Here is a 24,889-nt window from a genome sequence, read left to right as displayed (position 1 = left end):
AATCTTCTCTGCAAATAAAATTAAAGTTTGGCGGATACCCTTGCAAATGGCACGTCTGTAATAGAAGAAAATTCGCCGTTCAGGTATTTAAAGTATCCTGTTATAGCTATCATCGCAGCATTGTCGGTGGTGAATGAAAAGGGAGGAATAAAAACATCCCATCCGTATTTTTCACCATACTCACAAAAAGCTTGCCGAAGTCCTGAGTTTGCAGAAACCCCTCCGGCCACTGCCACTTGGTTTATTTTTAAATCGGTGGCGGCTTTCTGCAATTTATTCATCAGTATGTCGATTACCGTAGCTTGCAACGAAGCACAAAGGCCGTTCATATTTTCGGCTACGAAGTTGGGATTTTTCTTCACTTCATCGCGGAGAAGATACAGGAACGAAGTTTTCAGTCCGCTGAAACTGTAGTCGTAGCCGGCTATTTGAGGCTTGTTGAACTTGAAGGCTTTCGGATCGCCTTCTTTTGCCAGCCTGTCGATATGTGGCCCTCCGGGATAAGGTAGTCCCATTACTTTTGCACATTTGTCGAATGCTTCGCCTGCGGCATCGTCAATAGTTTGCCCGATAACGTCCATGTCGTTATAGTTGCGGACTAAAATAATTTGCGAGTTGCCGCCGGATACAAGCAGGCACAGAAAAGGGAACTTAGGAAAACGTTCGTCCGCTTTTCCCTGACTGATGAAATGTGCCAATACGTGTGCTTGCAGGTGGTTGACATCTACAAGCGGGATATTCAATGCCTGAGAAAAACCCTTAGCAAATGACGTACCTACCAGAAGAGAACCAAGCAAACCCGGCCCCCGTGTGTATGCAATGGCACTCAGGTCGTGTTTATCAACACCTGCCTGTTTCAACGCCTCATGTACTACGGGAATAATGTTTTGCTGATGTGCGCGCGAAGCAAGCTCAGGTACTACACCTCCGTAGTTCGCATGTACGGTTTGGTTTGCAATAACATTCGACAGCATAACGCCATCACGGATGATTGCAGCGGAAGTGTCATCGCACGAAGATTCGATGCCAAGTATAGTGATGTTTTCCGTATTTTTTTTCATGTAAAATTAACGCAAAAAATTGAGAATATATAAAAAATCTGAACCAAAATTAGGGCAATCGCACCAAAATTACATTTTAAACACCAAATTCATCAGTATTGTCTTTTCGTTTTTCGCTCTCCAAGTCCCTCTCTTTGAGAGAGGGATTTAGGGAGAGTTATAGTACCCTCTTTTTTTATTCTTTTGTCCTCGAGCCGGATAGGCTCTTCCTTTTTCCTATAGCTGAAAAAGGAAGCAAAAAAGCCACCGCTACACCTGCTTCGCTAAAATTCAGCTACACTACGCTACAGGATTTAAAACTCCTCGCTACACTCGTCAAACAGCAAATCCTGTTTAACGCTACGTTACGCTGAATTTCTTTACGCTCACCAGCTGAGGCGGAAAGATTAGCTACGACTACGAAAGAATAAAATAGTAATTCTGCATGTTTTGAGTGGTTGCTCTTAACCACAATATACACAATAGATTCTTCATAGTTTCTCAGATTGTAAAAAAACTGTTTTTAAGAATACATAGCCAGTTCTCTACCCGCTCTTAAATAACACCATTGGTGCTATTCTTATTTATATAATAAAGAATTCTAAAGGACTATTATGGTTCACAAAAAATAAGAACTGATTTTTTCAGGTATTCAACGATTAAAGTTTTTTCGAAGCCCTTCGAAGCAGTTCTGAATTCATCACGAGAACTGTTACATTGATTTTCTTTGCAATAAAATTGATTCTTTTTGGTAAAATCGAGTTTTTCTATTTTACTCATTTAGCCCGCTAAAATCGTAAAATGAAAATCTCATTTTCCTCAAAAACAACCCAATTTTATTTAGCAAGATTAATTCAAACAGCTTCTTAATTTTCTTGAAAAAGCGCCCGCTTTTCCCCGTTTTTCATCGGATTAAGAAATAATTATTTTAAATTTGCGAAAACGAAATTCAAAGATATAAAAAAATCACTTAAAATATCAGGTTTAGTTCTGGGGGGAATCATAATATTTTTCTCTTTAGTGTTTTTCCTTTTGCAAACCAGCAGGGTGCAGCAGCTTATTGCGGGTTCGTTGGTAAAAGATATTTCGAGCCGGATAAACTCCAAAGTAACCATTGGCAAGGTGGACTATAAATTCTTCAATACAATATCGCTCTACGATGTGTATGTAGAGGATTTGCAGGGAGATACTCTAGTAGCGGTAGATGTTTTAAATGCGCGTTTCAGTTTGCTCCGTTTTTTCAAGGGGAAAGTGATTTTCCATACACTTAATTTTGATGGTTTATATGGAAATCTGGCTATAGATGAGGGAGGGGAGAATAATTTTAAATTTTTGATTGACGCATTTTCCAAGCCTGATAAAAACAAGCCTGATAGCGAGATAGAGTATGTGATAAGCAATCTTCAGCTGAAGAATACATCTTTTCGTTTCAACAACTACTCTCAGAGGGGAAGTGTACCTGTAGAAAAAGGCAACGACGGAAGTATTGATTTTAATCACCTGTATTTTGAGAAACTAAATGCAAAAATAGTTTTAGATGTTTTTAATAGCGATTCTTTGAGTGTTCGTATTCTTAATTTGAGCGGGCAGGAGCAGTCCGGATTAAAACTTACGAATTTAAAAACTCAAATTTATGGTTCGAATACCAATTTGAATATTCCCGAATTTGAACTGATGCTGCCAAATTCACGCTTGCACATTAGTGATATTTCGCTTCGTTATGACAGTATCAGCGATTTTGAAAAATTCGAGGAGAAAGTACGTTTAAAGGGGAAAATCCATTCCTCATACGTGATGCTGGACGATTTGGGCGTATTTGTTCCTTCATTAAAAAACATGAAGGCTCTTACAACAGTTGGTGCTACGGTTAGTGGCAGGCTGTCAAACCTCCGCATACAGGATATTAATATAAAATACGGGGAATCGTTTGTTCTTAATGGAAATCTCGACCTGAATGGCTTGCCCGATATAGAGCAAACTTTTGTATACGGCGATTTAAAGGAACTTAGGCTGAACGGGACAGATACCGAGAAGTTTATCTCTGATTTGATGCAGGAAACTTTCAGTCTGCCCAAAGAAGTAACCCGCCTTGGTACTGTGAGCTACAAAGGAAACGTTACGGGCTTTTTCAGCAATCTGGTTATTTACGGAAACCTGAAAACAAATATCGGTAGTATATCTACAGACGTTTTGTTACAGTTTAAAAACGAGTTTAAAGATGTAGATTATAACGGGACAATTGAATCTACAGGACTGAATCTGAATAAATTGACGCTTTCGGAAAAAGTAGGCAGGGTGGCTTTCAATTTAAATACGGTTGGCTCCCGCAAAATGAATTCTTCGTTTCAGGGAGTTATTGATGCTAAGATTGATGAAATTACTTTATACAACTATCTGTATCAGGATATTCAGTTTCAGGGAGAATATGGGGGCAATGGCTTTAATGGAAAATTGAAAGTAGAGGATGAAAATATAAGCCTCGATTTCAATGGTTTGATTGATTTAACTCAGGAATTACCTGTTTTTGATTTCGACCTGATTGTAAAGGAAGCAAGGCTGGATAAATTGAATATACTTGACAAATACCCCGATTCCGAACTATCTTTTAATGTAAAGACGAATATGACCGGAAATTCGTTGGACAATATCAACGGTTATCTTCTTTTTGATAGTTTGAACTTTGTCAATAAAGATAAGAGCTTATTTGTTGAGGAAATCAGATTTGTGTCGGCCACCGACGAAAATTACACCAACTTTTCAGTACAGTCGGAATATATAAACGGTACTATTTCGGGGGAGTTTAAATACAGCTCCCTGTTGCAGATGTCTGAGCGCGTACTTCAGGATTATCTTCCTGCAATTCAGAAGAATGAGGTTTCGGTAGAAGAAACTAACCGGATTGATTTGGATTTGACTCTGACAAATACCGAAAAAATAGCGGAGGTTTTTGAATCCTCGTACCGCCTTGCCGAGACTTCGTCTGTTAAGGGCTATCTGGACGAAAATGCCGGTAAGATTGATATTGTAGTGAATATTCCCCGTTTTATTTCGGGTGAGCAAAACCTGCATAATACAAACCTGCACATTTGGGGCGAAAATCAAAAACTGGAATTGATTTTTGAATCGAATATACCTACTGCAAACGATTTCTGGAATTTCTCATTATATACCGAAGCGCAAGAGAACATTGTAGGTGTAGATGTGGAGTGGAGAAACAGGCAAAAAGTGGTTAACCGTGGAAAGTTCCGTACACTTACCGAGTTTAAAAAAGATGAAGACGAGCAAACGTTTGTTCTTACTTCTATATTGCCCTCTGAGATAATTATTTCAGATTCGTTATGGAATATCGACGCGAGCACTGTGCGCTTTAACCCCGACAAATCGGTTAATATACAGGATTTCCGTTTTGGTAATCAAAATCAATATCTGGGTGTGGATGGTATCCTTTCCGAAAGCCAAAAGGATAGTTTGAAAATAGAGATGAAAGATGTTGATTTAGGATTTATTTCTACCCTGTTGAACATGAAAGGTTTCCATTTGGGTGGTATAACTACCGGTACGGCTTCTGTTTTAGGTGTGTTTGGGCAAACCGCTTTTGATGCAGTTCTGTCTGTAAAAGATTTGCAACTCAATCATAAACCGCTGGGAGACGCTTCTGTGTTTTCTACGTGGGACCAGCAAAACCAAAAGGTATTGGCTATTGCATCTATTGTAAATGAGGGGGAGACTATTGCTTTGGGAGAGTGTACTTATACTCCGTCTGAAAACTTTCTTGATATTCTGATTGATGCAAACCGTGTAGATATTGCCTTTCTGACGCCTTATTTTGAAAGTATTTTGTCCAACTCGAAAGGATATGCTTCCGGCAAACTACGTATCGGAGGGCCGCTAAAAGAAATCCGGTTCGACGGGCGGCTTAAAGTAGACGATGGACAGGTTACTGTAGACGTGTTGGGCTCTACATTTTATTTTAATGATACCATTGTTTTAACTCCTACATCCATTGCTTTTCCGGAAATAAAATTGAGGGACGTGGAAAATAATAAGGTAACTCTGAATGGAGCACTTACACACGATGGCGATTTCAGGGATTTTAATTATGATTTGCTTGTTCAGACCAAGAATGCACAGGTAGCTAACTTGAGTCCGGGAGCAAACGACCTGTTTTTCGGTAAAGCGTATGCCGAAGCATCAGTAGGTATAACCGGAACAGAAGAAGTGGTTAATATCAGAGTGAATGCCTTGACTAAACCGGGAACGAAAGTGTTTATTCAGGCCGGTAGTTCGTCACAAGCCACTGATGCGGGGTTTATTCAGTTTGTTGAAAACAATGAAGATGATGAGTTTCTGTTCACTCCGCGAACGGTAAGTAAGAAAATGTCGAATTTGCGCTTGAACTTGCAGATGGAAGTAACGCCGGATGCCGAAGTAGGTTTGATAATAGACCAAACCAGCGGTGATATGATTTCGGGGAAAGGAAACGGGAATATACGTGTGGAATATGATGATAGTCAGGGCGAAGCAAAAATGTATGGTTCTTATATAATCGAAAGCGGAAATTATCTTTTTACGTTGCAGGACGTATTCCGTAAAGAGTTTAAGATAGAATCGGGTAGTACCGTATCATGGTCGGGAAGCCCATCCAATGCTCAGGTAAATATACGGGCAGTTTATTCTTTAACCGCTTCGTTGAAAGACTTGCTGGACGAAGATTTGTTCAACTCGGCCATCGGCTCCAATAGCCGTACGGCAGTTCCGGTTAACTGTATCCTGATATTGACAGACAACCTTATGACGCCTACCATTAATTTCGATATTGTACTGCCGTCGAGCGATGAGGGTGTTAAGCAGATTGTACGCAATGTGATTAATACGGAAGAAATGATGACGCGCCAGATATTGTATCTGCTTGTTTTTAATAAGTTTTATACTCCCGATTACCTGAGGGATGATGCTACCAATGTGGGTACAAATGATTTCTTGTCGTTAGCAACCTCCACTGTAAGCGCTCAGTTGAATAATCTTATAGCGCAGTTCTCCAACAGGAATAACCTTTCGTTTGGCTTTGATATGCGTCGGTCTGACGAGGAGAATATGGAATATCAGGTGGATTTAAATTACCAGCCAAACGAACGTTGGATTGTGAATGGTAATTTTGGTTATCGGGATAGTAATCTGCCCATAGCTAACTACAACCGCTTTATTACCGATATTGATGTGGAGTATCTATTGACAAAATCGGGGAAATTGCGTTTTAAAGCATATAACCATACGGTAGACAGAGCCCAGCTACGCGAGGCAAAAAATACGCAAGGTGTTGGTTTTATGTACAAAGAGGATTTTGATAATGTGGGCGACTTGTTCCGCTATTATTGGAATATGATAAAGAATATTGGTAAGAAAAAAAATAAATCAGAACCGGATGAGGATGCAGAAGATTAATATAGCAGTTATTTTGTTTTTACTGTTGCCGTTATCGCTGTCGGCACAGCAGGGTATCGAAGCATTGTATATTGAGATGCCAGAAATACTGAATCCTGTGATAAGTGAAAAGCAGCGTCATGAACTGCTGGAGTACTATAAAGCCGATATGGGCGACAGTATAATGAACCGTTTTGGAACTCAGACGCATATGTTGAGTTTGGATACGCTGAATCATTACCTCTCGGTGAGAAATACGGATGTGTCGGTATTCGAGATGAAAATGTTTGAAAACAACACAGATACCCTGATAGGAATTATAAAAACGGTTTGTACTCCGGTTTGTATGTCGGTGGTGAATTTTTATAATACGAAATGGAGAGAGGTAAACCTGAATTTTACCCTGCCAAAAACTACCGACTGGATTGACAAGGATAAGTTTGCACAATCGGGTTTGGAAGAACAAAACGTGAGAAACGCACTAAGTACAAATTTTATTTCTTTGACTTTTTCTGCAAACGAGGATAAAATTATAGCGAAGAATAACATCTTACTATTTCTTGACGAAACCGATAAAGAAATATATGCTCCATTGTTGAAAACCGAGGATATTATATATCGGCTAACTGAGGGTAAATGGGGTAAAGATTAGTATTTGCTCTCGGTTTTATATACACTTCGGGCTTTGAGAACTCATCATATTTTTCCATAAAACGGGAAGAGCAAAGTGCATTTATATCCAATTTTTCCTTTACCGGCCCTCATACATTTTATAGAGGCTGCTTCAAAAGCTTTGCAGCATTTTGAAACAGCCTCAACTCTCAATACTCTCTCTCTCTTTTCACTCTCAATTTTTTTTTCACTTTCTGCGTGAGCCTATTTTGCCACACAGCGAACTGCAACGCCCATAGCACGATGCGTACTATTTCCAACGCTCAAACTGGTACTACCAATATTCAGACTGTAGGCATTGCTCCCACTTTGCGTACTGCTCCAATACAAGCCATTGATACCACGGTAATACAATCTGCCATTAATGGTATAGCGGTAGCCCGTTGTTGGCAAAAACAGTCCTTCGCCAAAATAAATACCCGATGTATAATTTGTAGCATTCTCGTTCCATACTCCTTCACGCCTTATAGCATTGTTGGCCGGATTGATAACCTGTTGCCATTCCGACTGGGTAGGCAAACGCCAACCTTCGGGGCACGGATTGTTTGTTTCCGACCAATTGCCTGTTTCCTGAAACGGATATGCCGAAGTACTATTTGCGCCCCAACCACTGATAGAGGACGAATTGGTTTGGTCGAGCAGCATTGTATATGATGGTGTTGCTACCCCAAAACGATACTTGTTGCCATGAAGTTTTTGAGCAGGGGTGAACGGGTCGAGTGTTTCGTCGGCACCCAAATTATGACACATGAAAGTTAACCAACCCGAATCAATATTTGCTCCACAACAAGCACAATCCTGCAACTTGATTGTCAGTGGCACTGAATAGTCGGTACCGCTACTGGTATAAATAGCATATAGTTTCAATATTTTTGCATTGTTGGCAGTCAAACCACGTAAACTTTCGTTCAACGACTCTTTGTAAAGAACAGTTACTTTACAAGCCGTACCCGAAGCCAAATTGCCCGAATAGTTTCCTTTCGGCGTTATACTTTCAACAATATCTCCGTCCTCGTCTACTACAGTAAACCGTACATTGCTGACAGAGCCGCTTGTAGTGAAAGTATATACCTGTTTAGCGGTATAAGTAGCTGTAGAACCGGCTGCAGGATCCTGCTCTGTAGTCAAAGAAAAATCTGTTTTTTGCGAAGCACGTGCCACTTGAGTACCACAGTGACCACCGGTGGCAAAGTTGCTATAAACAATATCAAAACAGGTTTTTCCGGTAAAAGTTCCGGTTCCGGTAATATAATTGTCAGGATTATCAATCACGTTTACTATATAAGCTTTTGACTGAACCGGATTCGAAGTTCCGTTTTGGCAATTATTAATAACTACACAATAAAAAACATAAGTACCTGTAGCTGTCGGAGTCCAGACATAAGTAGCAGTTGTCGCTGTTGGCTCATTATTTATTCGCGCGCCATTCATATACCATTGAAAACTGGGGTTTACACCTCCTTGTACCATTATCGGCATTTTAAGAGTATGGCCAACTACACCCGCTTGCATTTGGTTGACAGACGGGGTTGGGATGATTGGGTCGGCACAGGTAGAAGAAAGTGTTACTTCCTGTTCAATCGTTTTGCTACCACAAGCATTAGTAGCTGTTACTTTTACAGTAGCACTGGTTCCCGAAGTTGGGAAAACTACCGAAGTACGGTTTTCATTGGTGTTGCGTAATTCGGCATTTATAACTTCCCATTTATATGTTACCGGGCCATTGGTTGCCTCTACTTCGAAAAGCTGAATCATTCCGTAGTCTGCATCTGTATGGGTTTGCTTCCATCTCAGATCGACAAAATCGGATAGTTCAACTGTTTTTACAGTTGATTTTTTACTTATGCAATTACCATCTTTTACGGCAACTTGATAAATACCCACAGTTTCTACAGTCAGGTTCTGTCCGTTTGTAGCAAGAGTGGTCAAAGCTTCCGTATCCGAAAGACTACCATAATACCAGATAAACTCAGGATTTGACACCTCCGAAGCATTTGCTGTTAACGTAACTCCTCCTCCACAAAGAACATTTAAACCTGTAATGCGGGGAGCTGCAGGAGCCGAAGATATTTCGATTTGTTTCAGTACGATTGTTTCGGTCGAGCAGTCTTGCCCTTGTGCCCGGCAGCGTATTATCACATTCGGCACATCAGTTGGTATATTATAATAAACAGAGGTTCCATAACCAATTTCGGTATTTTCGGCATACCACGTATAACGGGTTACTTCGTTCGATGGATTAGTTACCTGCAAATGAGCCATACCGCCCGCACAAAAACTATAGTTCGACTGTGATGTAACTCCATTCACACTAATAATAGGTTCGGGAACTGCCATACCTGCATTAGGGTCGAGCTGTACTATGGCTGCATCCGACGGTTTCGACCAGCAGTTTCCACCATCGTATACTACAGCATGCCATACTCCAATATCGGCTGATATGGATTCTTTTCCATCATAGTCGCTCCCGGTTTGCAGCACCCCGTCTTTAAACCAGCGTATCATCCCGGCATCTGCAGTTTGTGCTATGATTGTGGTTTCACCTCTATCTTCGCAAACAAAACCATTATTGCTGTTTACGATAATGCGTACCGGATTTGGTGCTGTATTGTCCGAAGGCAAAAGCTCGTATTCGCCACTATTGTTCTCGCAGCCGATGGCTGCGTAATACACCACATATTTACCCGGTTTGGTGGCTGTGTAAGTGTCTCCACGCCCAACTTCCACATCATTCAGCGTCCAGATATAATCGTTCGGATCGTTAGCTTCAATAGAGCCCACAAGGTAGAGATATGCTGCTCCGTCTGAGCAAAGCTGATTCCCACTGTAAGAGTTGATAGGAGGTACTGTTATCGCACCGATACAAATATTGGGATTGAATGCCTGTGTGAAAACAAATGTAGCTGTTTTTCCACAAGGGTCGGTTACAAGTACCACTGCTTTGCGTTCCAACGTAGTAGGATTGGCGTCGAAAGTAACTGAAAATTTGCCATCCGAAGAACCGGACGGATTAATGCTGGCATACTCACTTCCGCCCACTATAATATAAGTGTAGTTTCCACTCAGTGTACATCCGGGATTAGCTACTGTTATTTCTTCGCTGCCGCCATCCTCATCAAACACACCTGGGGTCGATTCCAAACGCATGGATGCTCCATCTGAAATGAGCATCCAGTCTTTGCCATCCCAGATGTAAACACCTGCCCTGATATTTTTTGTGTTATTTACTTTAGTGTTGTAAACGATAGTTCCGGCAAGCAACTCGTTTGTATCCACACCATCAGTAGAGTCATACCCAACCATATTTTCGGCATCGGTAAACGTTGCCGGAATATATCCTAAATTCAATATCTCAACGTTGGGTAACAGCAATCCGCCTAAATAATAATCCGTTCCGGTTGTTGTTTTCTTAAGGTCGAGCACAGCTCCCTTGGTAGGCAGCATTTCTTCTCCAATTTTAACTTGTGCACCAATAGTCAATGGCAAACACAGCCATACACATACAGCAAGCACAAAAATGAATAGATTGTTTTTTGTTTTCATTATTCGTTTATTTATCTTTTTATTCACTTGAAATTATTCTTTACTTTATTAAGTACATCGTCTTAATTAGTTTTTATTTTTTGCCACATAGGTTCAGTTAGTTCCCACATAGGCACACATAGCTTATATGTGATTTCTACTGTGTTTCTATGTGTTTTAGTATGTGTCGTCTCCTATGTGAGCTAAATAATATAAGTTAATTTGTGGCGAATACTTATTTAAATATTATAGATTTCTTTTCCCTTCGCATCCGGTGCATGATGTGCCGACGCTCTTTTATTAGGAAGTAAAAGGCACAGCACAATAGCATTGCCGGCAAGCCTGTACCAACAGGCATATCATTGGAGTTCTGGTCTTTATCACCGGCAATTCCTCCTTGATTCAAATCATCTTCATCATCGTCGTTACCTATGGCACGCAAGGTAGGGTTGCCGTATGTTGCCGGACGATAGTTTATATTGTTGTTATAAAAATTGCCCGATGGAGTTTCGTTCGAAAAAGGTTTGAAACTATTTGTTTCTCTGTAACCAGTACCGCCGGCCATAGTTTTATTTATCGAGATACAGCTAAACAACAGTATGATAATCATTGTTTGTATATGCAGGGTTTTTTTAGCTAAATAGTTCATTTTGTACCTCCTTTCGCTAATATCTTGACCACTTGATTGCGGTTGCCACCTATGTGCACAAGATAAACTCCCGTTGTCAAAGTTGCATGAATTGTTTCATCCGGATAATTTCCCACTTTAGTATTTATGATGCTACGCCCTTGAACATCGCTTACTCTAATTGCTGCGTCCATATCCTGAGCATGCAATCCGTGTATAATAATATTATCATTATGATAATAAGCTGTTAGCGGAGACTGGTTGCTACAATCGTCGCCGGTTGTATTCTGTGCGGCAAAATGCACATAAAACCGCTCTTCCACATCATCTGCATTTGCTTCGAAAGCGTATTCATTGGTTTCGTAGAGATTAACCCACTTGCCCGTCTTACGGTCTTCCAACCACAATTCTTCGGTAGTCATACTCTCTACACGCGACACCGATAGTTTGTAACTATCAATATTTGCCGAGGGGATAAATCCAAGAGGAACTACTTTTGTTCCTTTCAGTTCTACCGCTACCGACATTTTATTGCCGGAATACAACTGAAATGCGTCTTTTTGCGGATTGGTAACTTTGGCTTGCCCACCCGAAACTTTATCTCGCAAAGCGATAGCAGCCAAGTCGTACACATTACTATTGTCGTCAGGGCTTACACGGAAAATCAACTCGTCGTTATACAGCCGGCGCGAACGCATGAAGTTATTTGACTGTTTACCGTGCGTTTGCATGCTACGGTTGATAGCAAAACTTCCTGTTTGTGTTTTGTTTTTCGACAGCCGCACCATGAAATAAGTCATCGAGGGTATATCCGACAAATCAATAATGTTAACCGCCGAAGGGGAAAAACTATAAGGAACATACGACGTAGACCCTGCCGGATAAATGTAAATGGTAGAACTAAGATTCAGCCCGGTATTTACTATTTCGTCGTATATCTTGTCTATCGAAATGGCCGAGGTATACGAATTGCCTATCAGCCAATTGACTGTTTTATTGTAAGAAGCCCCCGCTAATTCTTTGCGGAAAATTTCATCTCCGGCAAAGAGCTGTTCTACTGTTTTATCCAAATTATATATCGTTCCGTCAAACACAAACTTCCCTTGGTCGTACACCGAAGCCGCCATTCCACCTGTTTGGTCGAAAGGCAGTTGGCTATAATCATAACCTTCGGGGCGGGGCTTAATCAAGTAGGCTTTGCCCGCTTCGAACAAAGCATCGGCCTGCCGCAGATATTGGTCATCATCAATCCACCCGTCGTTATTTTCGTCCTTATTGGCCAACACATAATCCACGTGCCCTGCATAAGCATCTTCTTCTATAAATTTGCGGACAAAATTGCCTGCAAAATATCCGGCACGCAGGTTAGTCATCGGCGAGGCAAAAGGAAAGAGCGGATTGGTATTGCTCCGGTAGATGGACAAATCGCGTTCGACAACTACCGAGCCGGCAGCAACCAGTTTTTCCGAAGTGCGGCTTGCCGCATCTGAAACACCAATGGCCGAAATACGCAATGAGGCATCAAAAACCTTGGTACCTGTAGCGTCTACATCCGAGTTGAGATAAATAATCCCTTTCTCGCTATCACTGCGATAAGAAACCGAAATGGCATCGACACCCATACGCCCCGGAATACGGATAGTATCATTGGTGGCGATGGAAAGGTTTGGAAACGCCACATAGTAGGATGCACGCTGAAAACCCTCCATACTACTTGCAGCACGGGTGCGGATATGGCGAACACCGTACGGAGCATCTCCCTGAAAAATAATAGTTCCGGTAGAGGTTCCCCAACCATCGGCATCAACCTGAAAAACATTACTTTTCGATTCCTGATAAAAGCTACCACCAATAGAAGTCACCCCTTGCTGAACAACAGAAACCCTGCTCTCTTGTGCCGAAGGATCGGCCATCAATACCGAATGGGGAATATAAAGGGCTACAACATCTTTGTTCGAGGCTATAGCCATACGCCCCGTATTGACAAAACGAACAGGCAACGACTCTTGTGCCTGAACATAACAGCCTAAACATAACAACAGGCATGTTATTAACAGTAATACATTTTTTCGCATTTTGTTTTTATAAACAATTTTCTTAATCATACCTTTTTGATACTTTTTATAAACAACTTACAACACTCACCCTCCATATTTATAATCAAGCATTAAAATCATTGTAAAAGTAGTTTTCAGTATATTTTCTGATTTTTTTTTGTACTGTCACTATCTTTTGTGTAAAAAAAACTACTTTTGACCAAAATTTAAAAACGATTATAAATTTATACGCATTATAAATTAATATAAATTACAACAGCTATATAAACCAACCTATTTATCAATTTCATACTTAGGTTAAGAATTAATTACAATAGTAAATAATCGAAAATAGAAGTAGGAATTTAGCTGAGACTTAACAACTTATAAAAACATAAACATTTGAAAGAAGCTATCAAATTTTCCGCCCTAAACAAAACAACATATCTGTTTTATAAAAAAGGGCATATAAGGAGGACCCTCAACAGAAACGACAGATATATTAATACAGGACGTTATGTTTTACTTTACAAAAATATATCTAAATCAAATTTTCAACAAGACGACTTCAGCCGATAAAAGGAAATATCAGATCATTCCAAAGACTAAAAAGTAGGTAAAACAAGAAGAAAAAGAACAGAATGTCGTATTTTTTTGTTATACTATAAAAACACCTACATTTTTACAGTATAAGCGCCTAAATAACGACGAATTGTAATACGTTTAAATTATCATGAAAAAAAACAAATTGACGGATAGTTTTATTGAGGGACTGTATAAACACGTGCCCCACCGGCCTGAACTGGTAAGAGAAATTTCCAGAATACTGAAAATAGAGAAAGAGCCTGCGTCACGACGACTAAGCGGCAATGTAAACTTCTCCATCGACGAAATGGGGATACTTGCAAAGGAATTTGACATTTCGATAGACTCGCTACTACATGCGAATGAAGACCATTTGAAAACTCCTATTATACTGGAGTTTCCGTGGAGTAAAAACTCGATAGATTCGCTGCTCGACTCCATGCTGGACAATATCATTATGGTTAATAAAATATGCGTTAAGCCATATGAATTAGGCAGCGTATTCAATTCCTTGCCAATAGATATATACATGCATTTTCCGAACTTAACAAAATTCATGCTTTTTAAATGGGGACATTTTTTCGTCGACCCAGACGAATTCAGCAATTACTCCTCATGGAAAGTTCCTGAAAAATTTCAGGAAGTAAAAAAGCAGATCGAAATTTTCAATCATAACAGCGGGAAGAGGGTATATATATGGGATGTATCTCTTATATGGGCACTTGTGAAAGAAATTAAATATCTGTACGAGATAGATATCCTCAACCCCGAAGATCTGGAATTAATTAAAAACGACCTACACTCATTATTGACAGGTTTTGAGACATACATCAAAAGTCTGAACGAAATAAGATATCAAAACATAGAGGCCTATTTCTACATGTCAAATATTCCGATTGGCGTAACCGGCCTGTATGTAATGTCTGAGTTAGGTCAACTTGCATTTTCGAGTACATATTTCTCACGAACCGGTTTTTCGACCGATATCCAAAGTAATAAAAGCATACAGCAATGGATGTTTTCTCTCAGGAAAATATCTACTCTTATGTCGAGCAGTGGATATAAAGAAAGGCGTGTATTTTTTAAAGAACAGCACCTAATAGTCGATTCTTTTCTTTAACAGCACTTGTAGCAAACATAACTCTCAAAAGAAAACGATTAAAGATTACCACCACTATTAATCGAGTTGGAGCCATAATACTGATATAACAACAATAACATATGTAAAAAAACAAAAGCCAATCTAAAAATAAGATTGACTTTTTCAATTGTGGGCGTTGACGGATTCGAACCGCCGACTCTTCCGATTGTATCGGAATGCTCTGAACCAGCCGAGCTAAGTATCTTTTATTAATGATTCAATATATTTTCGGCTTTTCTGAGATTTTATATACATTTCGGCTTGATAAGCCTCCGACTTACTAAAATAATGTTGAGAATATACTAACTTCCATGGCAACCCGCGCTTTGTATATTTGCTTCGCCCTGTATTATGACGCTTAAGACGATCTTCAAGATCAGTTGTAGAACCTACATAATACTGATCTATTTTTTCCGAATATAGAATATAACAATAACACATATGTAAAAAAAACAAAAGCCAATCTAAAAATAAGATTGACTTTTTCAATTGTGGGCGTTGACGGATTCGAACCGCCGACTCTTCCGATTGTATCGGAATGCTCTGAACCAGCCGAGCTAAGTATCTTTTATTAATGATTCAATATATTTTCGGCTTTTCTGAGATTTTATATACATTTCGGCTTGATAAGCCTCCGACTTACTAAAATAATGTTGAGAATATACTAACTTCCATGGCAACCCGCGCTTTGTATATTTGCTTCGCCCTGTATTATGACGCTTAAGACGATCTTCAAGATCAGTTGTAGAACCTACATAATACTGATCTATTTTTTCCGAATATAGAATATAACAATAACACATATGTAAAAAAAACAAAAGCCAATCTAAAAATAAGATTGACTTTTTCGTGGTGGGCGTTGACGGATTCGAACCGCCGACCCTCTGCTTGTAAGGCAGATGCTCTGAACCAGCTGAGCTAAACGCCCGATTATTTTTCAATTTACGCTTTTCTTCAAAAGCGATGCAAAGATACTACTTTTTTTGTACTACACAAGAAATTGATTTGATTTTTTTATTTTTTCTTCGTATTTCATTAAAATAAAAAAATTATCTCTCAATTTTATTAAGTGGGCGTTGACGGATTCAAACTGCCGACTCTTCCGATTGTATCGGAATGCTCTGAACCAGCTGAGCTAAACGCCCGAAACATTTTTCGGATTATACTTTCCTCCAAAAGCGATGCAAAGATACTGCTTTTTTTGTATCACACAAGAAATTGAAATGATATTTTTTCATTTTCTTCTATATTTCATCAAAATAAAATCATTTTCATTTTTTATTGCAGGGTAAGTAAACATTTGCCCGATAATGTTTGTTTTCACTAAAACGCAGATAAACCAGCCACCTTACCAAAAAAATCGCACAACAATCGAGCCATGATATTTGTTTTGTAAAAGAATTTGGTTAAATTGCGAGCAAATTAACTTACCTGAATTTCATGAAGAACAAACAAATTTCTATGAAACAAATAATTACAATACTATGACGTACCTTAAGTTTGATAAAGCCTTATTGATAAACCTTGAAAAGTCGCTTACGAAGGAGATGATTCGTACAAACAGGGCCGGGGCGTACAATAGTACAACACTTATAGACTGTAACACACGAAAATATCACGGGCAACTGGTAATTCCCATTCCTGAGCTTGACGATTCCAACCATGTTTTGCTATCATCGCTCGACGAAACGGTGATTCAGCATGGTGCCGAATTTAATTTGGGGATTCATAAATACGAAGGAAATAATTTCAGTCCCAACGGGCACAAATATATACGCGAATTCGATTGCGAGGTTATTTCAAGAACTACCTATCGTGTAGGTGGAGTTGTACTTTCAAAAGAAAGGCTGCTCGTTTCGTTCGAGCCGCGCGTACTGATAAGGTACACCCTTTTAGAAGCCCACTCGCCTACCCTGTTGCGTTTCAAACCATTCCTTGCATTTCGTAGTGTAAACGAGCTCACGCATCAGAACAACGTAGCCGACACGTCTTACGAAGATGCTACACAAGGTATAAGAACCCGCATGTACGACGGTTATCCCTATCTATACATGCAGTTTTCCAAAAAGAACACATATCATCACCAACCCGACTGGTATCGCAATATAGAATACTACAAGGAGCAGGAACGCGGATACGACTATAAAGAAGACCTAATGGTGCCGGGCTACTTCGAGATGCCGATAAAAAAAGGAGAATCCATTATATTTTCAGCGGGGATTTCCCCTGTCTCTCCTAAAAAATTAGCCCCCTTGTGGGACGAGGAAATAGGCAAAAGGATTCACCGTGTAGATATGTACAGTTGCTTGAAAAACTCAGCACAGCAATTTTATCAGAAGATAGAGGACAAAGTGTACCTGCTGGCCGGCTACCCTTGGTTTAAAGCACGTGCACGCGACCAGTTTATCGCACTTCCCGGATGTACCTTCCTCATTGATAAAATGGATGCCTTTTATCATATAATGGATACGGCTATCCCCGAAATTGAAGCGTATATCAATGGAGAAACAAATATATTTAAGCTGGAAAAGCTCGACGACCCCGACGTACTACTTTGGTTTATACGAACCATCCAGTTATATTCGCAAAAAACATCATTGCAAGATGCTGCCCACCGCTATGGAAAAATAGTAGTGGACATCATCAAGTTTATACGGAAACAGAATCACCCGAACTTATTTCTCCATACCAACGGCTTACTATATGTAAATGGTAAAGAGAAACCCGCTACATGGATGAATGCGGTAGAAAACGGTCGCCCTATTACTCCCCGCACAGGGTATGTAGTAGAAATAAACGCACTGTGGTATAACGCACTGAAATTCGCAGCCCTATTGATGCAGGAGAGTAAAGACGAACATTCTGCCGATTTATTCAACTATCAGGCAGAAACAACACGCGGAACATTCGTTGAAGTATTCTGGAATGGCACTTACCTGTACGATTACGTAGACGGCAATTATTCCGACATGGAAGTACGTCCGAATATGGTTTTTGCCATAGGTTTACCATTCTCGCCATTAGACAGGCAGCAGCAAAAATCCGTATTGGACATCATTACCCGCGAACTGCTGACACCTAAAGGATTGCGAACCATAAGCCCTAAAAGCGGCTCGTACCGTCCGGTGTATATTGGCGGACAGTTGGAACGCGACAGGAATTACCACAATGGCCCTGTGTGGCCATGGCTTTTCGGGACATACGCCGAAGCCTATCTGAAAACATACAAGCAAAGCGGTATTTCTTTTATCGAACGTATGCTGAACGGTTTCGAATGGGAAATGACCGAACTGTGTGTAAGCACAATCTCGGAACTGTTCGACGGCAACCCACCGTTCAAAGGGCACGGAGGTATGTCGTTTGCAATGAACGTGGCCGAGATATTGAGAGTATTAGACTTGTTGAAACAAAACGAAAACGAAAATACATGAAAGCACTAATGTTTGGCTGGGAGTTTCCTCCCCACATTTTAGGCGGATTAGGAACAGCAAGCTACGGACTGACCAAAGGCATGTCGATGCAGCCCGACATGGACATAACATTTGTAATTCCGAAGCCTCATGGAGACGAAGACCAGAGCTTTCTTAAAATTATTGGCGCAAGCTATGTTCCCGTAGTGTGGAAAGAAAACAATTGGGACTATGTCAACCAGCGAATCGGGCATATCATGAATCCCGATGAATACTTCTGGTTGCGCAATGGTATAAAATATGATTTCCGCCGCATATACACCAACGACCTCGGATGTATCAATTTTTCAGGACGTTATCCGGATAATCTGATAGAAGAAATATCAAACTACGAAGCTGTAGCGAGCGTTCTTGCCCATCAGCTTGATTTTGATGTAATACATTCGCACGACTGGCTCACGTATCCGGCAGGAGCGTTCGCGAAACAAATAAGCGGCAAACCACTTGTAGTGCATGTGCATGCTACCGACTTCGACCGTAGTCGCGGACAGGTAAATCCGGTGGTATATGATATTGAAAAGCGCGGATTGGATGCGGCTGACCACATTATAACTGTGAGTAACCTGACAAGACGAATTGTTATTGAAAAATACCACCAGCATCCCGACAAGGTTACGACTGTACACAATGCGGTAGAGCCTCTGGAAGATGCCGACTCCTACACAAAAACTCCGCGAAAAGATAAAGTAGTTACTTTTCTTGGACGCATCACCATGCAAAAAGGGCCTGAGTATTTTGTAGAAGCAGCTCACCGTGTACTCCAAAAGACAAAGAATGTACGGTTTGTAATGGCAGGTAGCGGCGATATGATGAACGCTATGATTGACCTGGCTGCAAAACGCAATATTGCCGACCGATTTCATTTCACAGGATTCCTCAAGGGGCGGCAGGTTTACGAAATGTTGGCCGAAAGCGATGTTTACATCATGCCTTCAGTATCCGAACCTTTTGGTATTTCGCCGCTCGAGGCTATGCAGGTAGGTACTCCTACCATTATATCTAAACAATCGGGATGTGCCGAGATATTGACCCACGCTATCAAAACAGACTATTGGGACATAGACGCTATGGCCGATGCTATATATGCTATCGTAGAGAATCCGGCTATGCACAAGAGCCTCCGCGAACTGGGATGCGAAGAAGTGCATAACATAAAATGGTACGACGCAGGACTGAAAGTCAGAAAAATATATGATACCGTCACAGGAAACGGTTGATTACCAAACACGAACAAAAAAGGTGTATAAAACGAGCCTCAATTAAGTTGAATATATTAAATCACTACATAATGAAAAATATTTGCATATATTTCCAAATTCATCAGCCCTACGATTTGAAGCGATACCGTTTTTTCGAAATCGGGCAGGACCACTATTATTACGACGATTACAGAATCGAAGACAAAATAAGGGCTTTATCCGAAAAATCATACCTCCCATCCAATGCCACTATTGCCGAAATTATCCGCAATTCGAACGGAAAATTTCGCTGTGCATTCTCCATTTCGGGAACTGCTTTGGAACAACTGGAACAATATGCTCCCGAAGTAATCGACAGTTTCAAGGAATTGGCAAAAACCGGAGCAGTTGAATTTTTAGCCGAACCTTATGCTCACTCATTGGCATCAGTTTACAGTGCTGATGAATTTGAGCGTCAGGTAAAAATGCACGCCGAAAAAATAGAGTTATTATTCGGGAAAAAACCAACTGCCTTGCGCAATTCAGAACTGATTTATTCGGACGAAATAGGGGAGCGAGTTGCTAAAATGGGGTATAAAACCATGCTGATAGACGAAGCACGCCAGGTACTCGGCTGGAAAAGCCCTAATTTCGTCTACACACATTCCTATATCCCGAAACTGAAACTTCTGGTTCGTAACCTGAAATTCAGCGACGATATCTCGTTCCGCTTTTCCAACACCTCATGGTCTGAGTTTCCTCTCACAGCCGACAAATACGTCGATTGGCTGGCAGGCTTGCCCGAAAACGAAAAGATAATCAACATATGGATGGGCTACGAGGCATTCGGCATATTCCAACAACAGGAAACTGGAATCTTCAACTTCATGAAGGCTTTTCCATACCATGCTATGGAAAGACAGATGAATTTCATTTTACCTTCCGAAGCAGGAAAAAAACTGGAAGATGCAGGCCCGTTGTCAATAACAGACCCTATCAGTTGGTCGGGACACGAAAAAGACCTTAGCCCGTGGACAGGAAACGACCTGCAACAAGAGGCGTTAAACAAGCTGTATGCCGTAACCGAACGCGTAAACATGGCAAAAGACAAAGTACTGTTGCACGACTGGTTGTTGCTTCAGTCTACTGACCATTTCCGGTATATGAGCCATAAAGACCAATTCGGTACTCACTACGAATCTCCTTACGATGCCTTCATCAACTATATGAATGTATTGGCCGATTTTCTGGAACGTGTGGATGCACAATATCCAACAACGATTGAGAACGAGGAACTGAACGAACTGCTGACAACAATCAACAATCAGGATAAAGAAATAATAAAACTGCAAAAAGACGTAAAAAAGCTCAAAGCTAACGCCAAAAAGAAAAAGGCTGCCGAAAAGTAAAAACACTTTCATGCAAATCACAAAAAAAGCATCTGATAAGACTCATAGTCTTTCAGATGCTTTTTTGCAATCTTATAACATGTTCTTTGCCTTATAAACTCGAAACAAGGTTCTAAATATTCTCTAAAATGGGAACAACAGAGGCAAAATAAACACCATAACTATTCCCACAACTATTTGTAGGGGCAACCCTACCTTAATATAGTCCATAAACTTGTACCGCCCTGCCGACATAACAAGTGCATTGGGCGGAGTAGAGAATGGACTTGCAAAACACATGCTCGCCGCTACCGTCACCGCGAATAAGAACGGATAAGGGCTCACACCCAAGGTAAGAGCAGCTTGCAACGCAATAGGGGCAAAAAGTACCGCAGTAGCCGTATTGCTTATAAACATGGTAAGGATAGACGTAGCTAAATAAACACCCGCCAAAACGATAGTAGGCCCTAACGAGCCCAAGCCATTCACAATACCATTGGCTATAAGTGCCGATGCACCTGTTTTTTCCATCGCAATGGCCAGAGGGAACATACCGGCAAACAGGAAGATACTTTCCCAGTTTATAGTTTTATACGCCGATTCCACATTACGGAAACAGCCTGTAAGAATCATCAATATAGACGCAATCAAAGCAGAAACCACCGGGGGTATAATATTGAAAGCCATTGACAAAACCATAAGGAGCATAATTACAGCAGCAACCGGAGCCTTGTGGTCTAACGGAATTTTCGAGGCCTTTTCCATTGGTTGCCCCACCACTACCCATTCTGATGATTCCTGATTCAGCTTTTCTATATCCGACCATTTGCCCTGTACCAGAAGCACGTCGCCCGAAAGCATTTTCTCGTCCTTTATATCCTGCAATATATATTCATCTTTACGCTGAATACCAAGGATATTCACATTATAAAGCTGACGGAATCCGGATTCCCTTACCGGTTTATTCACAATTTTAGATGTAGACATCAGCACTACTTCTGCAATACCAATCTCACCAAACTCAAGTCCTCCTGTTTTCGATACCGACAATGCAGCCGTTCCTTCCGACTCATGGGTATCAATCAGGGTCAGGTTATTCTCATCCACAAGGGTTTCTACATTTTCGAACTTACCGAAAATATACAAAATATCGTTTTCACGCACGGTACTGCCGGGGCCTGCCATCTTCATATCCACCGTTTTGTGGAAACGGCGCTGCGAGTTTATACGCCTTATTTCCAAAACACTCACATTATACTTGCGTGTAATATTCAAATCCTGCAGCATTTTATTTACAAACGGAGAATCTCCCTTCACCTTAACGCGGTAAAGATTATCAGCAAGCTGATATTCGCTTGCCAACTGTTTCAGCGATTTATCCTTTTTCTTAGCCTCATCTCCATTAGCATTCTTTTTCGAAACCAGTAATTTACTTAAAGGCCAAAGCAAAATTATGCCTAAAGTGAGGGTAATTAAACCCACCGGAAGAAACGCAAAGAAAGAAAGCCCTTCGTAACCGGCACTTACCAACGTATCGTTAATAATCAGGTTAGGAGGCGTACTAATCAAAGTCAACAGCCCCAGACTACTTGCAAAAGCCATAGGCATAAGGAAACGCCGCGCATCAGTCTTAGCTTCCATCGTCAGGCTTATAACAATAGGCAGCATAAGCGCCACCGTGCCTGTATTACTTACAAAAGCCCCGATTCCTCCTGTAACCAGCATTACCAGCACAAACAGTTTCAACTCGCTATTACCGGCAAAGGCAAGAATCTTTGTACTAATCATTTTAGCAAGCCCTGTCTGGAAAATTCCTCCTCCCACAATGAATAAGCAAGCCATCATGATAACAACTGAATTGGAAAATCCGGACAGCCCCTCCTCAGGAGTAAGGATACCAAAAAGCATAAGTGCAACCATGGCACACAAGGCTACAATATCTGAACGAATCTTGCCCCAAACAAAAAATACAGCAGCTAAAACAATTATAGCAAAAACAATTATAATCTCTGTTGTCATATATTAATGATATTTTTTTTTAAAACTATTAAAGCGTTTTGATTTTCAAATTGCTCCTTAACAAAAAATCCCGCAATTTTTTATCTTACGGGATTATATGGTATTGAATTTATTTCAATCAAAGCTATCATACATCTACACGAATTCAATGTATGCAAAAGTACTAATTTAAAACTATTTTATATCCGCCTGCCTCAAAAACATTTATCTTATTAAAACTATTTAATAAATTTTCTTTTTATGTATAATTTCAGCCCGAATGAGAAGCTCTAAAATTCATCGAAAAAATCATCTCCAAAAAACGGCTCTGCATCCAATTGCCTTCGCAAGACAGACAGTTCATGTTCCATTTTTCGCATCTTGCCCAGCATATTATTAATCACGTCTATCCCTTCGATGTTAATCGAAAGGTCATAATAAAGCCGGGTAAACATATCCAAGTCGCTCAACTGCGACAGGCTGATATATCTTGCATCGCCCTGTACTTCAGTTTCAATCAGCCCTTCACTCTCCAAGCGCAGGATAAAATCAAGCTCCGCACGGCTTTTCCGGCAATATTCATTTAATAAAATCAATTCTTTTTCCATAGCAAATCACTTTTTTAAGAGTTGGCTAATTGTTGAAACAGTTCTTTCTGCTTATCAGTCAGGTTAGTCGGTATTTTTACAGTATAAGTTACAAATAAATCGCCAAACTGCCCTTCCTTTTTATATACAGGGAAACCTTTCCCTTTCAGGCGCACTTTAGTCCCGTTTTGAGTTTCAGGTTTTATTTTCAGTTTCACCTTCCCGTCAAGCGTGTTAATGGTGGCTTCGCCACCCAGTACGGCTGCATACAAGTCTATCTCCGATTCGGCATACAGGTCGTTACCTTTCCGTACAAAATCAGGGTCTTTGCCTATTACAAACGTAATATACAAATCACCATTAGGAGCACCGTTTGCACCTGCACCTCCCTGCCCTTTCAGTTTAATCACCTGTCCGTCGGCCACCCCTGCCGGAACAGTGATACGTATATTCTTACCATTTACCGACAAAGTTTGCTTGTGTGTTTGCGCTGCGTCGCGTAGGCTCAGATGCAGTTCAGCGTTGTAATCGCTGCCTTTAAACCCGGCCGAACGACGGCTCCCTCCCGTGCGCCCACCGCCACCAAACAGGTTTTCGAAAAAGTCGGAAAAACCGCCGCCACCAAAGTCGCTGTCACCAAAATCGTATTGGTAACTACCTCCACCGCCCGAACCATAGCCTGAGGTAAACCCTCCATTCTTGGCTTGCTGTTGGCGGGCTTTTTCATACTCTTCGGCATGTTTCCAGTTTTCGCCATACTCATCATATTTTTTTCTTTTTTCAGGGTCGCTCAGCACCTCGTTAGCCTCGTTTACCTGCTGGAACTTGGCATGAGCCTCAGCGTTGTTAGGGTTCACATCGGGATGGTATTTTCTTGCCAGCTTCCGATAGGCCTTTTTTATATCGTCGGCCGACGCACTCTTATCAAGCCCCAAAATACTATAATAATCAATGAATGCCATAATCAATAATTCTTTTGTTCTAATACAAATATTTGCCTAAATCAGTGTCTATCTGTGATATTTGCGTTTTTTCTGCTTTTGAGAAATCCTCTGTAGTTTTATTCAACACATGACAAAAAACTGAATAGCAACCAGTATTTTGCTGATATTTAATGTTTTTGTTTAAATCATCTACTTCCTTTTGCCTTGATGCAAAAGGAACAAAAACTAATTTCATTGAAGCACCTACGCTCAGCAAAATTCAAGTAAACTTGATTCTGC

Annotated in this window: 15 protein-coding genes and 4 tRNA genes; 6 read left to right on the top strand and 13 right to left on the bottom strand. The window is 40.6% G+C overall.

What is annotated here, in order from left to right:
* Positions 1–20: 20 nt before the first annotated feature.
* Positions 21–1,061, bottom strand: coding sequence for a tRNA (adenosine(37)-N6)-threonylcarbamoyltransferase complex transferase subunit TsaD (gene tsaD, locus D0T49_RS08225; RefSeq protein WP_163630230.1), 1,041 nt, complete (start codon positions 1,059–1,061; stop codon positions 21–23).
* Positions 1,062–2,087: 1,026 nt separating this feature from the next.
* Between tsaD and D0T49_RS08220 the strand changes: the two genes are divergently transcribed.
* Complete coding sequence (locus D0T49_RS08220; protein ID WP_163630228.1) at positions 2,088–6,482, top strand: translocation/assembly module TamB domain-containing protein; 4,395 nt, start codon at positions 2,088–2,090, stop codon at positions 6,480–6,482.
* A complete protein-coding gene (locus tag D0T49_RS08215; protein ID WP_163630226.1) occupies positions 6,469–7,113 on the top strand; it encodes a DUF3256 family protein in 645 nt (214 codons plus the stop codon). Before D0T49_RS08220 ends, D0T49_RS08215 begins: the two co-directional genes overlap by 14 nt.
* Positions 7,114–7,337: 224 nt before the next feature.
* Here D0T49_RS08215 and D0T49_RS08210 read toward each other — a convergent pair whose 3' ends face one another.
* From D0T49_RS08210 to D0T49_RS08200, 3 genes are all read right to left on the bottom strand, one after another.
* Positions 7,338–10,676, bottom strand: a complete 3,339-nt coding sequence (locus tag D0T49_RS08210; protein ID WP_163630224.1) for an FISUMP domain-containing protein — start codon at positions 10,674–10,676, stop codon at positions 7,338–7,340.
* A 214-nt stretch (positions 10,677–10,890) separates the two neighbouring features.
* The gene (locus tag D0T49_RS08205) at positions 10,891–11,304 is read right to left on the bottom strand and encodes a hypothetical protein (protein WP_163630222.1); all 414 of its coding nucleotides are present in this window, start codon (positions 11,302–11,304) and stop codon (positions 10,891–10,893) included.
* A complete protein-coding gene (locus tag D0T49_RS08200) occupies positions 11,301–13,388 on the bottom strand; it encodes a T9SS type A sorting domain-containing protein (RefSeq protein ID WP_163630220.1) in 2,088 nt (695 codons plus the stop codon). Before D0T49_RS08200 ends, D0T49_RS08205 begins: the two co-directional genes overlap by 4 nt.
* Positions 13,389–14,052: 664 nt before the next feature.
* Between D0T49_RS08200 and D0T49_RS08195 the strand changes: the two genes are divergently transcribed.
* Positions 14,053–15,024: a helix-turn-helix domain-containing protein gene (locus D0T49_RS08195; RefSeq protein ID WP_163630218.1), complete on the top strand. Its 972-nt coding sequence runs from the start codon at positions 14,053–14,055 to the stop codon at positions 15,022–15,024.
* Positions 15,025–15,175: 151 nt separating this feature from the next.
* On the opposite strand, the gene D0T49_RS08190 is transcribed toward D0T49_RS08195, so the two are convergent.
* The 6 genes from D0T49_RS08190 to D0T49_RS08165 all read right to left on the bottom strand — a co-directional run bounded on the left by D0T49_RS08190 (position 15,176) and on the right by D0T49_RS08165 (position 16,190).
* A tRNA-Cys gene (locus tag D0T49_RS08190) sits at positions 15,176–15,244 on the bottom strand.
* A complete protein-coding gene (locus tag D0T49_RS13225; protein WP_163630216.1) occupies positions 15,241–15,486 on the bottom strand; it encodes a GIY-YIG nuclease family protein in 246 nt (81 codons plus the stop codon). The genes D0T49_RS08190 and D0T49_RS13225 overlap by 4 nt, the downstream gene beginning before the upstream one ends.
* A 51-nt stretch (positions 15,487–15,537) precedes the next feature.
* A tRNA-Cys gene (locus D0T49_RS08180) sits at positions 15,538–15,606 on the bottom strand.
* On the bottom strand, positions 15,603–15,848 hold the full coding sequence (locus tag D0T49_RS13220) for a GIY-YIG nuclease family protein (RefSeq protein WP_163630216.1): 246 nt from the start codon (positions 15,846–15,848) through the stop codon (positions 15,603–15,605). Before D0T49_RS13220 ends, D0T49_RS08180 begins: the two co-directional genes overlap by 4 nt.
* A gap of 47 nt (positions 15,849–15,895) precedes the next feature.
* Positions 15,896–15,973, bottom strand: a tRNA-Val gene (locus D0T49_RS08170).
* Between the two features lie 142 nt (positions 15,974–16,115).
* Positions 16,116–16,190 (bottom strand) — tRNA-Cys (locus D0T49_RS08165).
* Between the two features lie 339 nt (positions 16,191–16,529).
* On the opposite strand from D0T49_RS08165, the gene D0T49_RS08160 reads away from it, so the two are divergent.
* The 3 genes from D0T49_RS08160 (at position 16,530) to D0T49_RS08150 (ending at position 21,102) form a co-directional block, all read left to right on the top strand.
* Complete coding sequence (locus D0T49_RS08160; RefSeq protein WP_163630214.1) at positions 16,530–18,476, top strand: glycogen debranching enzyme N-terminal domain-containing protein; 1,947 nt, start codon at positions 16,530–16,532, stop codon at positions 18,474–18,476.
* Positions 18,473–19,732, top strand: a complete 1,260-nt coding sequence (locus D0T49_RS08155) for a glycosyltransferase (protein WP_163630212.1) — start codon at positions 18,473–18,475, stop codon at positions 19,730–19,732. Before D0T49_RS08160 ends, D0T49_RS08155 begins: the two co-directional genes overlap by 4 nt.
* Before the next feature lie 71 nt (positions 19,733–19,803).
* Entirely contained in the window at positions 19,804–21,102 is a 1,299-nt protein-coding gene (locus D0T49_RS08150) for a glycoside hydrolase family 57 protein (RefSeq protein ID WP_163630210.1), read from the top strand.
* Between the two features lie 123 nt (positions 21,103–21,225).
* On the opposite strand, the gene D0T49_RS08145 is transcribed toward D0T49_RS08150, so the two are convergent.
* From D0T49_RS08145 to D0T49_RS08135, 3 genes are all read right to left on the bottom strand, one after another.
* On the bottom strand, positions 21,226–23,088 hold the full coding sequence (locus D0T49_RS08145; RefSeq protein WP_370519641.1) for an SLC13 family permease: 1,863 nt from the start codon (positions 23,086–23,088) through the stop codon (positions 21,226–21,228).
* Positions 23,089–23,369: 281 nt separating this feature from the next.
* A complete protein-coding gene (locus tag D0T49_RS08140; RefSeq protein WP_163630206.1) occupies positions 23,370–23,687 on the bottom strand; it encodes a chaperone modulator CbpM in 318 nt (105 codons plus the stop codon).
* 14 nt (positions 23,688–23,701) lie between these two features.
* The gene (locus D0T49_RS08135; protein ID WP_163630204.1) at positions 23,702–24,628 is read right to left on the bottom strand and encodes a DnaJ C-terminal domain-containing protein; all 927 of its coding nucleotides are present in this window, start codon (positions 24,626–24,628) and stop codon (positions 23,702–23,704) included.
* Positions 24,629–24,889: the final 261 nt, after the last annotated feature.

The organism is Paludibacter sp. 221 (assembly GCF_010501035.1).
Classification (GTDB): Bacteria; Bacteroidota; Bacteroidia; order Bacteroidales; family Paludibacteraceae; genus QVMH01.
This window is presented reverse-complemented; position numbering and strand designations above follow the sequence as displayed.

Bases quoted from the DNA above. Each gene is read 5' to 3' on its own strand.
- D0T49_RS08155 (WP_163630212.1), top strand. From the start codon at position 18,473: ATGAAAGCACTAATGTTTGGCTGGGAGTTTCCTCCCCACATTTTAGGC.
- D0T49_RS08200 (WP_163630220.1), bottom strand. From the start codon at position 13,388: ATGATTAAGAAAATTGTTTATAAAAACAAAATGCGAAAAAATGTATTA.
- D0T49_RS13225 (WP_163630216.1), bottom strand. From the start codon at position 15,486: ATGTGTTATTGTTATATTCTATATTCGGAAAAAATAGATCAGTATTAT.
- D0T49_RS08140 (WP_163630206.1), bottom strand. From the start codon at position 23,687: ATGGAAAAAGAATTGATTTTATTAAATGAATATTGCCGGAAAAGCCGT.
- D0T49_RS08135 (WP_163630204.1), bottom strand. From the start codon at position 24,628: ATGGCATTCATTGATTATTATAGTATTTTGGGGCTTGATAAGAGTGCG.
- D0T49_RS13220 (WP_163630216.1), bottom strand. From the start codon at position 15,848: ATGTGTTATTGTTATATTCTATATTCGGAAAAAATAGATCAGTATTAT.
- tsaD (WP_163630230.1), bottom strand. From the start codon at position 1,061: ATGAAAAAAAATACGGAAAACATCACTATACTTGGCATCGAATCTTCG.
- D0T49_RS08205 (WP_163630222.1), bottom strand. From the start codon at position 11,304: ATGAACTATTTAGCTAAAAAAACCCTGCATATACAAACAATGATTATC.
- D0T49_RS08195 (WP_163630218.1), top strand. From the start codon at position 14,053: ATGAAAAAAAACAAATTGACGGATAGTTTTATTGAGGGACTGTATAAA.
- D0T49_RS08210 (WP_163630224.1), bottom strand. From the start codon at position 10,676: ATGAAAACAAAAAACAATCTATTCATTTTTGTGCTTGCTGTATGTGTA.
- D0T49_RS08160 (WP_163630214.1), top strand. From the start codon at position 16,530: ATGACGTACCTTAAGTTTGATAAAGCCTTATTGATAAACCTTGAAAAG.
- D0T49_RS08215 (WP_163630226.1), top strand. From the start codon at position 6,469: ATGCAGAAGATTAATATAGCAGTTATTTTGTTTTTACTGTTGCCGTTA.
- D0T49_RS08150 (WP_163630210.1), top strand. From the start codon at position 19,804: ATGAAAAATATTTGCATATATTTCCAAATTCATCAGCCCTACGATTTG.